Here is a 12,459-nt window from a genome sequence, read left to right on the forward strand (position 1 = left end):
CTCAGCCAAGCTTGGCCCGGAAGAGTTCGAGGGTGCGGGCCCAGGCGCTGGCGGCGGAACGCTGGTCGAACGCCTCTGGCCGGTCGTCGTTGAAGAACGAGTGCGAGGTGCCCGGGTAGTCGTAGAGCTGGCAGGTGCCGCCGGCCTCCTCGATGGCCCGGCGTGCGGTCTGCACACCCTCGGCGGCCGAGGTGCCGTCCTCTTCGGAGCAGTGGATGACGGCCGTCTTGCCGGCGTAGTCGACCCAGTCGGGGCGCATCGACTCCCAGGGCAGCACGGGATAGAAGCCGGCGGTGGCGACGATCCGCTCGGAGAGGGTCGCCGACCAGAGGGCGAGGCTGCCACCGGCGCAGAACCCGACGGCGCCGACCTTGCCGGTGACCTCCGGCCGCCCCGCGAGGTAGTCGGCGGCGCTGGCGATGTCCTTCGCCGCCTCGTCCATCCGCATCGCCAGCAGCAGACGCTGCGCTTCGTCCGGCTCGCTGGTGGTCTCACCGTGGTAGAAGTCCGGGGCGAGGGCGACGAAGCCGGCCTCGGCGAACCGGTCCGCGACCGACCGGATGTGCGGGACGAGGCCCCACCGCTCCTGGATGACGATGACGGCGGGACTGGCCGTGCCGCTGGCGGGTATCGCGAGATACCCCTCGCTCGTACCCCCGTTGCTGCGGTAGCTCACCATGTCGCCCATCGGCCGTCCTCCTAGCGGTCAGTCATCGTTGGCTGGTCGCCCAGTGGTCCTACGTGCCGGTAGCCTGCCATGCCGCGCCTCCGCCGGGAAGACGCCGGAACAGTGGCATTCACCTCCTGTTCGCCGGACGGTGACCGGGGGTATGCCGACGGCGGCGGGGAACGCTCCCCCACCGCCGTCATCGGTCTCTCAGCTCGGTCTGACCTTTTCGGTCAGGCCTTCTTGGTCAGGCAGAGCACGTACCCCTTCTTGCCCGACTCGATGCTGTAGAAGACGTACCCCTCCTGGTCTTCCTTGAAGAACTCGTTGCAGGTGGTCTCGGCCTTGGCCTGGGCTTCGGTCTGCCCGTCGATCCGGCCGACCACGCTGTACGCGGCGTCGGTGGAGGTGCACTCGACGACCTTGGCGCCGTCGACCTCCTCCTCCTTGTCGCCCTTGATCTCGGGCAGCTCGGCGATGCAGTCGCCGGCCTTGGCGTCGGCCGTCTCGTCCTTGTTCAGGAAGTTGCCGATCGCCGCGCCGAGACCGAACTTCAGGCCGGCGACGACGAGAAACACGACGATCGCGCCGATGATGCCGAGCGCCTTCTTCCCACCGGACTTCTTCGCCTCCGGCTCGGCCGGGGGCGGCGTCTCGACACCCGGCTGGGCGGGCGTCTCGACGGCCGGCTGCTGCGGCGCGGCGTCGGACGCGGGGGGCGGTGCGACCTGCTCTGACACGGGGGTTCCTTCCGAGGGGTGGATGAGCAGACGACACCGTAACGATCATTGATTTCCGGTGTCGTCCCGCTCGCCTCGTCCGTTCAGCTATTTCCCAGCATCGTGTGCATGATCTGGTTCACATCACCCGTCAGCTCGTCGCGGTCGGGGTCGGGTCGCCACTCGGTGTGGCACTCGGCGTCACGCTCGGGCTCGCCGTGCTCGGCGCAGGGGTCGGAACCGCCGGGGTCTCGCTCGGCGTCGACGTGCCGGTCGGCTGCGGCCCGCTCGTCGGCCGGCCGGGCATGCCCGGGCCTCGCGGCCCGAAGGGCGCCTGGTCCGGGCAGTACGGGTAGGCCCGCAGCAGCGGATTGCCGTAGGCCGCGGCCGGGTCGGCGCAGTCCGGATAGCCGAGCCGGATCGGGTTGCCGTTCTCGTCGAAGAGCCGGGCGTTCTCCACCAGCCGACCCTCGCTGTCGTAGACGAAGACGTCCCTGATCCGGTCGTACGGGTTGTCGACAGACGTCGGGTCGTAGCCGTAGTCGCCGTAGCGCATCCGGTTCTCGGCCTGCATCAGGGCCGAGAGCGCGAACACCACAAGCACCGCGCTGCCGACCTGCAAGGCGGACCGTGGCCAGCGGCTCAACTGACCGGATCGGCGACCGAGCCAGATCGAGGCGAGCACGAAACCGACGAGCATGATCAGGCCGGCCAGCAGCTCCCCACCGAACCGGGGCAGCAGACCGAAACTCCCACCCGTGGTGATCACGGTGACCAGCATCGCCGCCAGATAGCCGCGCGCTACCCACCAGCCCGGGCGCAGCAGACGGAGGAAGTCGCTGGCCGTCGCGTACCCCAGGGGTGGGCCGAGCCGGGTGTCGATCGCGCGCAGCCGGCCGCGGAGCCGGACCACGGCGGTGGCGACCCGCTGGTCGAGGTTGCGCCCACCGCCCACGCCGACGCCGGCAGCGGCGCGCAGCTCGGCGGCGTACGTCTCCGGCTCACCCAGCCGCTCGACGAGGGTGCCCTCGGCCTCGGCGGCGACCTCGGTGAGATGGTCGGCGAGATCCTCGGTCAGCTCGTTGAGCCGGTCGGGCGGCAGGTCGGCCAGAGCGGCCCGGACCCGCGCCACGTAGTCGGTGATCTCCTGCTCCGTGACGGTCATGCCGCCAGCCCCCGATCGTCGAGCAGAGTGTCCATTGTGGTGGCGAACGAGCGCCAGAGCTTGCCGGAGCGGGTCAACTGGTCACGCCCGGCGGCGTTGAGTGAGTAGTACTTGCGGTGCGGGCCGGTTTCGCTCGGCACGACGTAGGTGGTGAGCAGGCCGGCGGCGAAGAGGCGGCGCAGCGTGCCGTAGACCGAGGCGTCGCCGATCTCCTCCAGGCCGGCCTCGCGGAGCCGGCGCAGGATGTCGTAACCGTAGCCGTCCTCCTCCCGAAGGACGGCCAGGACGGCCAGATCGAGCACGCCCTTCAACAACTGTGTGGTGTCCACGCATTGCACACTAGTGCGCAATGCGAAGTAGCGTCAACGATTCCGGCCCTCGCCGCGCCGAGCGGGACCCGGGCGCTTGATCCACTCCAGGTCGGCGATGTGGGGGCATCCGCCCGACGGGACACCGCAATATCGCCGACATTGAGTCGATCACCGAGACAGCGGGGGTCCATCCCGGCCTGCGGGATCAGTCGGCACGACGCCCAGGGTGGTCGGGGCGGACTCGGACCCCCTGGCGGTCCAGCCCACGAACCTGGCGAACAGGTCGGCCGGGGATGGCGCCGGGTTCGGATTGAGCTTGATCAGATCTGCGGTGGCCTCAAACAACAGGCCAGCCATGTAGACGCTCAGGCCGACCCGGTCACGTCGGTACTCCATGGTCAACAACAGCCGCGCCGGCTGACATGGCCAAGCGGCAGCGCACACCCGGCACAGCCACAGAGGTCGCATCGGCAGATGTGGGCGCATCGCCCGACGCTGGCGGTCGTGAACTGGGGAAACGTTGGACGCTGCCATTACTTAAGGGTGATCGCATCGTAGCCCCTAGTCAAGACCCTAGTAGGGTGTTGCCCAACTAGGGCCTTGACTAGTAGGGGCATGTCTAGCCTCCGAGGAATGGGCCGGAATCTCATGGGTGCATACGAGATTCGGATGCGGCTGGGCGTCAGCAGGCAGCGCGTGGAGCAGCTCATGAAGCGTCCCGACTGGCCGGAGCCGTATGAAGCGTTGGCCACGGGGCGAATCTGGCGCACCGAGGACATCGAGGCTTGGATCCGCGTGCACCGCCCTAATCTGGACGACGAAGACTGAAGAACGGCCCTACTCAGGCCGCTTACTGCCTGAAGGCGACGCCAAGCGCTTAGATCAACACGAGATCGCCGATATCGGGGTGTCCAAGTGTCCCGGATACCGCGATATCGGCGATGCGGAGTCGATCAAGGACGCGGGTGGCCTACTGGAGGCTCCAGGCGATGCCGTCGAGGATGTCGTGCTCCGAGGCGACCACCGAGGGCATTCCGGCCCGCTCCATGATCACGCGGAGCACGAGCGCGCCCGCCCCGATCACGTCGGCCCGGCCCGGGTGCATCACCGGAATCTCCAGCCGCTGCGCGCTGGTCCGCGAAAGCAGGTCCGCGGTCACCTGGGCCACCGCCTCGTACGACACCCGGGCGTGGTGGATGCGCTCCGGGTCGTACTCCCGCAGGCCCTGAGCGATGGCGACCACTGTGGTGACCGAACCGGCGAGGCCGACCAGGGTGGCCGCCTCGCGGCCGGGCACCGCCGCGAGCGCCCGGTCCACGACGGCGGCGATGTCGGCCTGCGCGGCGGCGATCTGCTCGGCCGTCGGCGGGTCGCCCGCCAGGTGCCGCTCGGTCATCCGGACGCAGCCGATGTCCACGGAGATCGCCGACCGCACGCCGGCCGCCCGGTCACCGACCACGAACTCGGTGGAGCCACCGCCGATGTCGACGACCAGGAACGGCTCCAACGCGTCGGCGGGCAGGCCGCGCACCGCACCGGTGAACGACAGCCGGGCCTCCTCGTCGCCGCTGACCACCTCGGGCTCGACCCCGAGGGTGGCCCGCACCATCTCGGTGAAATCGGCCGCGTTCGAAGCGTCCCGGGAGGCCGAGGTGGCGCACATCCGCACCCGCTGGGCGCCCAACTTCTCGATGTCGGCGGCGTACGACGCCAGCGCCACCCGCGTCCGCTCGATCGCCTCCGGCGCCAGCCGCCCCGTCCGGTCCACGCCCTGCCCGAGCCGGACGATTTCCATCCGCCGGGTCACGTCGGTCAGCGGGGCCTGCGGCCCGGCCGACTCGTCGGGCAGGTCGGCGACCAGCAGTCGGATCGAGTTGGTCCCGCAGTCGATGGCCGCAACACGCGTCGTCACCCGGCAACCCTACGACAACCGGCGACCCGCGCCGCTCACAGGCGCAGCAGCATCCGGGTGTTGCCCAGCGTGTTCGGCTTGACCCGCTCCAGGTCCAGGAACTCCGCGACACCCTCGTCGTACGAGCGCAGCAGCTGCTCGTAGACCGGCTGCGGCACCGGAGCGCCGTCGATCTCCCGGAACCCGAACGAGCCGAAGAACCGGGTCTCGAAGGTCAGCACGAAGATCCGCGCGACGCCCAGCTCCCGGGCCGCGTCGATCAGCTCACCCACCAGCCGGTGCCCGATCCGCTGGCCACGGCAGGACGGGTCGACGGCTACCGTGCGGATCTCGGCCAGGTCCTCCCACATCACGTGCAACGCTCCGCAGCCCACCACGACGCCGTCGTCGGGCCGGACCGCCACCCGGAACTCCTGCACGTCCTCGTAGAGGGTGACGGTGGCCTTGCTCAGCAGCCGCCGGTCGTCGGTGTACGTGTCGACCAACCGGCGGATGCCCCGTACGTCCCCGGTGCGGGCCCGCCGCACCAGGATCTGCCCCTCGGCCTGCGCTGTCATTCGGCCGAGGGCACGTCGACGCACGGGCCGCTCGCCCACCAGGGCTCGACCAGCGCCAACGTCTCGTCACCGAACGGGTTCACGCCGGGGCCGGCGCCCAGGGCGTGGCCGAGGTGCACGTGCAGGCACTTCACCCGGCCCGGCATCCCACCGGCGGAGACGCCCGCGATCTCCGGCACCTCGCCGATCGCCTCCCGGCGGGCCAGGTAGTCCTCGTGCGCGGCCCGGTAGTGGGCGGCCAGCTCCGGATCCGTCGTCAGCCGGTCGGCCATCTCCCGCATCAGCCCGGCCGACTCCAGCCGGCTGCACGCCGCGGTGGCCCGGGGGCAGGTCAGGTAGTACAGCGTCGGGAACGGGGTGCCGTCGGCGAGGCGGGGCGTCGTCTCCACCACGTCGGGCAGGCCGCACGGGCAGCGGTGGGCCACCGCCCGGGTGCCCCGGGGCGTCCGGCCGAGCTGCGCCGCCACCGCGGCCAGGTCGGCCTCGGTGGCCGGCTCCCGCTGCGGCAGGGGTACGGAATCCGCCGCCGACTCCGGCGGTGGTGCGACAGTCACGGTGCTCGTCTCTCCTGGTGTGCTGGTCGGTGGTTCACTTGCCCGGCTGCTGGCTGTCCGCCGCCCGCACACTCGACCAGAGCGTGTCGTACCAGGTCGTCGGACCGGCCGGGGCGCCCGAGCCGGGCGACTTCCCGGCGTCGCGGGCGGCGCCCTCCGGGTCGTTCAGCACCACCATCATCTTCTCGCCCGGCCGGCCCATGAAGAACCGCTCCCGAACCTGCGTCGTGATGTACTCGTCGTCCTTCCACTTCGCGGCCTCGGCGGCGAGCTTGGCGATCTCGGCCTCCTGCGCCGCCTGGGCGGCCTCCATCCGCTCGATGTCGGCCTGCTGGTCCAGGTAGACGCGCACGGGATAGGTGTACGCGAGGGCGAGAGCGATCAGCACCGCGCACAGCACCGTGGCCCGGCCGGTGAAGCGATTGGGATGGGGTGCGGCGAGCCGCTTCACGGCGCCGCCCGAGGCCGTACGCCGGGCAGCGGCCGGACGGTTCGCGGAGCGCACGCCCTCGGCGCCCCGGACCGCGCCCGGCGCCCGACCGGCGGCGCCGCGCGGTTCGGCGCGTACGCCGGCGTCCCGGAGCGACCCACGGGCGGCCCGGCCAGCACCCGGCCGGCCGGACTGACCCGGTCGACGGGCGGGACGTTGACCACCCGGTGTGCGGCGCTGCATCGTCACACCCCTCCCCCGAGGCTCCATGCGTTACAGAGATTGCCGGGAAGCCCCGCGGTGGGGCTTCCCGACCACGTCTCAGGCCGAACGGTAGCGCGGGAACGCGCCGGCGCCCGCGTAGCGCGCCGCGTCGGCCAGCTCCTCCTCGATCCGGAGCAGCTGGTTGTACTTCGCGACCCGGTCCGAGCGGGCCGGCGCGCCGGTCTTGATCTGGCCGCAGCCCGTCGCCACCGCCAGGTCGGCGATGGTGGTGTCCTCGGTCTCGCCGGAGCGGTGGCTCATCATGCACTTGAAGCCGGCCCGGTGGGCCAGGTCCACCGCGTCCAGGGTCTCGGTCAGCGAACCGATCTGGTTGACCTTGACGAGGACGGCGTTGGCCGCCTTCTCCGCGATGCCGCGGGCGATGCGCTGCGGGTTGGTCACGAACAGGTCGTCGCCGACGATCTGCACCCGGTCGCCGATCGACGCGGTCAGCGTCTGCCAGCCCGTCCAGTCGTCCTCCGCCAGCGGGTCCTCGATCGACACGATCGGGTACGCGTCGGCGAGCTTGGTGTAGTAGGTGCTCATCTCCTCGGCGGACTTCGCGGCGCCCTCGAAGGTGTAGGTGCCGTTGTCGAAGAACTCCGTGGCCGCCACGTCGAGGGCGAACACGATGTCGGTGCCGAGCCGGTAACCGGCCTTCTCGACCGCCTCGGCGATCAGGTCCAGGGCTGCCGCGTTGGTGGGCAGGTTCGGCGCGAAGCCACCCTCGTCACCGAGCCCGGTCGACAGGCCCTTCTTCTTCAGCACCGACTTCAGCGCGTGGTAGACCTCCGCGCCCGAGCGCAGCGCCTCGCGGAAGGTGGGCGCACCGATCGGCGCGACCATGAACTCCTGGATGTCGACGTTGGAGTCGGCGTGCGCGCCACCGTTGAGGATGTTCATCATCGGCACCGGCAGCAGGTGCGCGTTCGGGCCGCCCAGGTAGCGGAAGAGGCTCAGCTCGGCGCTGCCGGCAGCCGCCTTCGCCACCGCCAGGGAGACCCCGAGGATGGCGTTCGCGCCCAGCTCCGACTTGCTGTCGGTGCCGTCGATGTCGAGCATCTTCTGGTCGATGAGCCGCTGCTCGCTGGCCTCGTACCCGATGATCTGGTCGACGATCCTGTCCTCGACGTTGGAGACCGCCTTCTCCACGCCCTTGCCCTGGTAGCGGTCGGCGTCACCGTCGCGCAGCTCGATCGCCTCGAACGCGCCGGTGGAGGCGCCGGAGGGCACTGCGGCGCGGGCCACCGTGCCGTCGTCCAGGCCGACCTCGACCTCGACCGTCGGGTTGCCCCGCGAGTCGAGAATCTCCCGGGCGACGATTCCCTCGATGGTTGCCACTGAGTCGCTCCTCGTTGTTGTGATCCGGTCCGTGGGTGGGCCGCGACGGTGCGGCTGAGGCAGGTGTTGAACGCAGCGTATCGGGCGGCGGGATCGGGCACGGCGTCGCCCGCGCACCCGAGTCGCCCCGCACTGACGGACATTCCCGGATTTCCGGGCGTCAACCGGCAACGGGTTTGCGCTGCGCCGACTTGATCCACCAGGCTGGTCGTCATGCCCGCCGCCTCGACCACCCTCCGCATGCTCGCCGTGTCGGTCATCGCGTCGCTCACGGTCACCGGCTGTCAGACATACGAGGACGCCGGACGCGCCATGGGTCGCTCGGATCTCGTCAACGACCTCGCGGCCCGCCTGGACCGGGCGCTGGAGTTGACCTACTCGGCCAACTACCAACTGCCCGGCGGCCAGACCGCCGCGATCGTGCAGGCGCAGGATCCGGCCCGCTCCGCGTACACCTACCCGGGTGGGCGGCTCACCGTCACGCCGGACGCCGTCACCCGCTGCACGGCGACCGGCGGTCGGATGGCGTGCACGCTCGTGGCGCCACCCACCCCGGGCAGCAAGCCCACCGTGGCGCTCTTCACCGAGGCGAACCGGCAGGGTCTCGTCACCCCGCCGGTGGTGGTCGGGCTGCTGACCGCCGCCGCACTCGACCCGCAGGCGGTGATCAAGCAGAGCGACACCACAGTCGCCGGGCATCACGCCGCGTGCGTCGAGGTGCAGCGCTCGGACGGCGACTTCAGCGCCTGCGTGACTACCGAGGGCGTGCTCGGCAGCTTCCTCGGCGCGGTCGACGGCAAACCGATGGAGCTGGCGTTGAGCAGTTACTCCGAGACGGTGGAGAAGAACGCCTTCGACCCGCCCGCCGGAGCCGGCGTGGTGGACCGTCGGCCGGGCGGCTCCTGACCGGCTCGACCGAGCCGGGTCAGATGCCCAGCAGGGTGCGCAGGTGGCGCGGGGGCGGGCAGTCCTGGGCGAGCATCGCGTCGTGCCAGTCGCGCACCGACACCCCGTCCGGGCGGGCTGCGGCGATCTCGGCCATCTCGCTGTACCCCACGAAGTAGGTGGAGAGCTGCGTCGAGGTGAGCAGCGACCGGCGCCACTTGCCGGCCGCCTCGCCCTCCTCCTGGAAGCCGCGCCCGGTCATGAGCGCCATCGCCTCGGCCTCGGGCAGCTCCTCGGCGTGCACCAACTGGTCGAGCAGCGCGTTGATGGTCATCCGGAGCTGCATCTTGAGCTGCTGCAACCGCACCGGCAGGCCACCGAAGCCGAGCCCGGCCATCAGCTCCTCGGCGTACACCGCCCATCCCTCGACGAACGGGCCGGAGCGGGCCAGCGCCCGCACCCTCGTGCCGCCGGCGTGCCGCCGGGCGTGGGCGAGCTGGAGGAAGTGGCCGGGCATCGCCTCGTGCACGGTGAGGTTGCGGACCATGTGATCGTTGTATTCGCGGTAGAAGGAGTCCACCCGCTGGGCCGACCAGTCCGCCGGGGTGGGCGCGATGCAGTAGAAGGTCGGCAGGGCTGCGGTCTCCAGCGGGCCGGGCGAGTCGCAGTACGCCACCGCGACCCCCCGCGCGAACTCCGGCATCTCCTGGATCACGCACCGGTCGTCGACCAGGGTCACCAGGTCGTGCAGGCGGACGAAGTCGGTCGCCTCGTCCAGGGTCACGCCGGCCAGCTCGACGATCGTGGCGTCGTCCGGGTGCTCGGCGGCGAGCACGTCCAGCGCCCGGCGTACCGTCTCGTCGTCGGCCCGGCCACCGACCAGCTCGACGGCCGCGTCGCGGATCTCGGCGGTGACCCGGTCCAGGTTGGCCCAGGCGCGGCGCTGGATCTCGGCGGCCCCCAGCTCGGTGTCGAGGGTGTGCCAGAGCCGCGCCTCCCAGCGGCGGCGGCCCAGTCGCGGGTCGCGGCCGGGGCCCGCGTCGGCGGCCAGGCCGGCGCGCAGCCAGGCGACGAACTCCTCCAGCGCGGCGATCGCGGCGGTGGCCGCCGGCTCGACCCGGTCGAGGGCGCTCGGCGCCTGGGCGAGCAGCGGCGGCAGCTCGTCGCGGATCAGCGCGGCCGTGCCGGTGAACTGCCCGACCGCCGTCTCGGCGTGGATCCGCGGCATGTCCCGCAGCGTCGCGCGGGCGGTGGCGAGGGCATCCGGTACGGCGGCGAGCCGGCCGGCGAGCTGCGTCAACCGCACCTCGGCCGGGGCGTACGGGCGGGCCAGCAGCGGGTGCAGCAGCGGACCGGGGTTGTGGTGCAGCGGATCCCACTCGTGCGACCGGATCTCGGTCAGCTCGAACAGCTCCCGGTCCACGAAGGAGGTGAGCAGCGCGTGATCCACCTGCTCGTCGACGTCCAGCGAGTCGGGGTCCAGTTCGGACAGCGCGTTCGCCGCGTCGGAGAGCATCACCCGATCGGCGGCCAGCGCGTCGGCGGACAGATCAGGCAGCCGGTCGTCGAACCGATGATCGCCCGCCGAGGTGGCAACCCCCGGCCGCGACTCCAGCAGAGCCTCAACAACCCGCTCCGCGAGTACCCCAAACTCCTCCACCGGCCCCACCCTACCCAGCCCCCCGCGCCCACCTCGGTGATCAAGAGGTTTGGGTCAGATCCGAGCCGGATCCTCACGCGAACCTCTTGATCACCGCGGGTCGACGGGTGGGGGTGGGGGTGGGGGTGCGGGCTGGGTTTCGGCGGCTCGGACGGCTTGGGCGTACGCCAGGGTGACCCGGCGGAGGGCCGCTTCGGGGTCGATACCCGCCTCGCGGGCCGCGACGACGGTTGCCAGCAGGCTCGCGCCCAGTCTCGCTTCGGCATCCACCTGCGTGGCGGCCAGCGGAGGTGGGACCTCGATGCCGTTGCGGGTGGCGCGTTCCAGGATCTGCGCGGCCAGGGCCAGGGCGGGTTGGCTCAGCGCCACACCGTCCAGGACGGAATCGCGCGCCTTCTCGACCCGCTTGATCCGCTCCCAGTTGGCGGTGATCTCCTCCAGCGTGCCCGCCTCGGCGCCGGCGAAGACGTGCGGATTGCGCCGGATCATCTTGTCGACCAGGCCACCCGCCACGTCGTCGATGGTCCACCGCTCGCCCTCGGGCAGCTCCTCCGCGAGCCGGGCGTGCAGGACCACCTGCAGCAGCACGTCGCCCAACTCCTCACGCAGCGAGTCGGTGTCGTCCGCGACCATCGCGTCGTACGCCTCGTAGCTCTCCTCCAGCAGGTAGCCCGCGAGGCTGCGGTGCGTCTGCGCCCGTTTCCACGGGTCGCCGCCCGGCGAGGCCAGCCGGTCCAGCACGGCCACCGCGTCGAGCAGCCGGGCCCCCGGCGGGTCCCACGAGCCGTACATCAGCTCCAACTCGGCAAGCCCGGGCTCCCGGGCCAGCCGCAGACCCAGCTCCCGGGCCAGGGCCTCGTCGCCGGCCGGGCCGGCCAACCAGACCGCCGTGCCGTGCGCCGCGACCGTGTCGAGCAGGGGCTGCGTCGCCGGGCCGTCCACGATCCTCACCTCGGCGCCCGCCTGGCGCACGGCCGTGGTCAACTCGCTCTCCGCGCCGGCCAGGACCGGATGCTGGCGTACGGCGTCCCAGGCGGCCGAGGTCAGCAGGCCGGCCGGCAACCGGGGTGAGGTGACCAGCAGGACGATCCGTGCCGTCATGCTCAGCTGGCCGTGCCCTCGGCGTCCGGGTTCGCGCTCGACGGCACCGCGTCCGGGGTGGAGACGTCGGTGACCGTTCCGGAGCCCGCCTCGCCCAGCGGCACGCTCACCGCGGGAGCGTTGCCCTCGAAGGTCAGCACCGGGAACTCCAGCGGCCGGTACCGGGGGTTGACGGTCACGTCGTGACTCTCGACCGCCTCGACCAGCGACCTGCGGGTCGCGAGCGCGGCGCGCAACTGGTCGCGCGACTGCTCGCCGTCGAGCTGACGGGCGGCGTCCTCGTCGCTCACGTTGGCCGGGATCTTGGCGGCCTTGCGACCCGCCGCGACCACGTCGGCCAACTCCTTGTCGGTCGGGGCGACCGCCTCGCCGGACGGCACCCCGGACAGGCAGGTGTAGAGCTCGGCGACCGAGCGCACGTACCGGGTGTCGGGCGAGAGCCCGAACTGCTGGGCGGCCTGCTCGGGCGACACCTGGGCGCGCGGCTGGTAGTTCTTCTCCTTGGACACCCGCCCGCACACCTCGCCGAGCACCAGCACGCTGGCCACCTCGGCCGGGCCGGGCAGCCGCGGCTGCGCGGCGGCGGACGGGTCCTCCGCGGGGGGCGTCGGGTTCTTCGCCCGCAGGTCGTCCAGCATGGCGGTGACCGCATCCTGGGTGATGCGGTGATCCCCGACGTAGGCGGCGACACCGGGCTCGGCACGGCAACCGGAGAGGGCGACGATGCCGACCGCCACGGTGGCGGCGGCGACAAGACGGCGAGCACGCATGACCGTCACTCTCTCACGCCATCACCGGGCGCTGTGACGCCCCCCACCTCCACCCTCGCGCTCGGGCGCGGGCGTACCTCGTTGCCGCACGAGGCCGGTCGGCGGGAACGGCGGGGGGACCCC

General features: G+C 71.7%; 15 protein-coding genes. 2 read left to right on the plus strand and 13 right to left on the minus strand.

All coding sequences use genetic code 11. From position 1 onward, the window contains the following. Position 1: 1 nt before the first annotated feature. The 5 genes from AB0J68_RS14340 to AB0J68_RS14360 all read right to left on the minus strand — a co-directional run bounded on the left by AB0J68_RS14340 (position 2) and on the right by AB0J68_RS14360 (position 3,396). Positions 2-688, minus strand: a complete 687-nt coding sequence (locus AB0J68_RS14340) for a dienelactone hydrolase family protein (protein WP_354854158.1) — start codon at positions 686-688, stop codon at positions 2-4. A 212-nt stretch (positions 689-900) separates the two neighbouring features. Next, entirely contained in the window at positions 901-1,407 is a 507-nt protein-coding gene (locus tag AB0J68_RS14345) for a hypothetical protein (RefSeq protein ID WP_363938792.1), read from the minus strand. Positions 1,408-1,537: 130 nt separating this feature from the next. Then, positions 1,538-2,551 carry a hypothetical protein gene (locus AB0J68_RS14350; protein ID WP_363938794.1) on the minus strand — a complete coding sequence of 338 codons (1,014 nt, stop codon included), beginning with the start codon at positions 2,549-2,551 and terminating at the stop codon, positions 1,538-1,540. Next, positions 2,548-2,880 carry a PadR family transcriptional regulator gene (locus AB0J68_RS14355; RefSeq protein ID WP_007455685.1) on the minus strand — a complete coding sequence of 111 codons (333 nt, stop codon included), beginning with the start codon at positions 2,878-2,880 and terminating at the stop codon, positions 2,548-2,550. The genes AB0J68_RS14350 and AB0J68_RS14355 overlap by 4 nt, the downstream gene beginning before the upstream one ends. Before the next feature lie 150 nt (positions 2,881-3,030). Then, positions 3,031-3,396 (minus strand): hypothetical protein, encoded by a 366-nt coding sequence (locus tag AB0J68_RS14360; RefSeq protein ID WP_363938796.1) that lies wholly within the window; start codon positions 3,394-3,396, stop codon positions 3,031-3,033. 99 nt (positions 3,397-3,495) lie between these two features. On the opposite strand from AB0J68_RS14360, the gene AB0J68_RS14365 reads away from it, so the two are divergent. Continuing rightward, complete coding sequence (locus tag AB0J68_RS14365) at positions 3,496-3,690, plus strand: DNA-binding protein (protein ID WP_354854151.1); 195 nt, start codon at positions 3,496-3,498, stop codon at positions 3,688-3,690. A gap of 142 nt (positions 3,691-3,832) precedes the next feature. On the opposite strand, the gene AB0J68_RS14370 is transcribed toward AB0J68_RS14365, so the two are convergent. The 5 genes from AB0J68_RS14370 to eno form a co-directional block, all read right to left on the minus strand. After that, complete coding sequence (locus tag AB0J68_RS14370) at positions 3,833-4,774, minus strand: Ppx/GppA phosphatase family protein (protein WP_363938798.1); 942 nt, start codon at positions 4,772-4,774, stop codon at positions 3,833-3,835. Between the two features lie 35 nt (positions 4,775-4,809). Then, positions 4,810-5,331: an amino-acid N-acetyltransferase gene (locus AB0J68_RS14375; RefSeq protein ID WP_234584104.1), complete on the minus strand. Its 522-nt coding sequence runs from the start codon at positions 5,329-5,331 to the stop codon at positions 4,810-4,812. Then, a complete protein-coding gene (locus AB0J68_RS14380) occupies positions 5,328-5,885 on the minus strand; it encodes a DUF501 domain-containing protein (protein WP_363938800.1) in 558 nt (185 codons plus the stop codon). The genes AB0J68_RS14375 and AB0J68_RS14380 overlap by 4 nt, the downstream gene beginning before the upstream one ends. Before the next feature lie 34 nt (positions 5,886-5,919). Further along, positions 5,920-6,558 (minus strand): septum formation initiator family protein, encoded by a 639-nt coding sequence (locus tag AB0J68_RS14385; protein ID WP_363938802.1) that lies wholly within the window; start codon positions 6,556-6,558, stop codon positions 5,920-5,922. A 78-nt stretch (positions 6,559-6,636) separates the two neighbouring features. Beyond that, positions 6,637-7,920 (minus strand): phosphopyruvate hydratase, encoded by a 1,284-nt coding sequence (gene eno, locus AB0J68_RS14390; RefSeq protein WP_355132839.1) that lies wholly within the window; start codon positions 7,918-7,920, stop codon positions 6,637-6,639. A gap of 213 nt (positions 7,921-8,133) precedes the next feature. Here eno and AB0J68_RS14395 point away from each other — a divergent pair, with 213 nt between their 5' ends. Beyond that, a complete protein-coding gene (locus AB0J68_RS14395; protein ID WP_363938804.1) occupies positions 8,134-8,826 on the plus strand; it encodes a hypothetical protein in 693 nt (230 codons plus the stop codon). Positions 8,827-8,845: 19 nt separating this feature from the next. Here AB0J68_RS14395 and AB0J68_RS14400 read toward each other — a convergent pair whose 3' ends face one another. The 3 genes from AB0J68_RS14400 to AB0J68_RS14410 all read right to left on the minus strand — a co-directional run bounded on the left by AB0J68_RS14400 (position 8,846) and on the right by AB0J68_RS14410 (position 12,336). Further along, positions 8,846-10,465 (minus strand): DUF885 domain-containing protein, encoded by a 1,620-nt coding sequence (locus tag AB0J68_RS14400; RefSeq protein WP_363938806.1) that lies wholly within the window; start codon positions 10,463-10,465, stop codon positions 8,846-8,848. 90 nt (positions 10,466-10,555) lie between these two features. Beyond that, the gene (locus AB0J68_RS14405; RefSeq protein WP_363938808.1) at positions 10,556-11,566 is read right to left on the minus strand and encodes a nucleoside triphosphate pyrophosphohydrolase; all 1,011 of its coding nucleotides are present in this window, start codon (positions 11,564-11,566) and stop codon (positions 10,556-10,558) included. Positions 11,567-11,568: 2 nt separating this feature from the next. Then, the gene (locus AB0J68_RS14410) at positions 11,569-12,336 is read right to left on the minus strand and encodes a hypothetical protein (RefSeq protein ID WP_363938809.1); all 768 of its coding nucleotides are present in this window, start codon (positions 12,334-12,336) and stop codon (positions 11,569-11,571) included. Between the last annotated feature and the right edge of the window lie 123 nt (positions 12,337-12,459).

Source organism: Micromonospora sp. NPDC049580, assembly GCF_040675595.1.
In the GTDB taxonomy this organism is placed as follows: domain Bacteria; phylum Actinomycetota; class Actinomycetes; order Mycobacteriales; family Micromonosporaceae; genus Micromonospora.

What these genes read in the sequence shown, in the direction of transcription:
- AB0J68_RS14340 (WP_354854158.1), bottom strand. Translation starts at nt 688, where the DNA reads ATGGGCGACATGGTGAGCTACCGCAGCAACGGGGGTACGAGCGAGGGG.
- AB0J68_RS14350 (WP_363938794.1), bottom strand. Translation starts at nt 2,551, where the DNA reads ATGACCGTCACGGAGCAGGAGATCACCGACTACGTGGCGCGGGTCCGG.
- AB0J68_RS14360 (WP_363938796.1), bottom strand. Translation starts at nt 3,396, where the DNA reads ATGGCAGCGTCCAACGTTTCCCCAGTTCACGACCGCCAGCGTCGGGCG.
- AB0J68_RS14365 (WP_354854151.1), top strand. Translation starts at nt 3,496, where the DNA reads ATGGGCCGGAATCTCATGGGTGCATACGAGATTCGGATGCGGCTGGGC.
- AB0J68_RS14375 (WP_234584104.1), bottom strand. Translation starts at nt 5,331, where the DNA reads ATGACAGCGCAGGCCGAGGGGCAGATCCTGGTGCGGCGGGCCCGCACC.
- AB0J68_RS14385 (WP_363938802.1), bottom strand. Translation starts at nt 6,558, where the DNA reads ATGCAGCGCCGCACACCGGGTGGTCAACGTCCCGCCCGTCGACCGGGT.
- AB0J68_RS14395 (WP_363938804.1), top strand. Translation starts at nt 8,134, where the DNA reads ATGCCCGCCGCCTCGACCACCCTCCGCATGCTCGCCGTGTCGGTCATC.
- AB0J68_RS14405 (WP_363938808.1), bottom strand. Translation starts at nt 11,566, where the DNA reads ATGACGGCACGGATCGTCCTGCTGGTCACCTCACCCCGGTTGCCGGCC.
- AB0J68_RS14410 (WP_363938809.1), bottom strand. Translation starts at nt 12,336, where the DNA reads ATGCGTGCTCGCCGTCTTGTCGCCGCCGCCACCGTGGCGGTCGGCATC.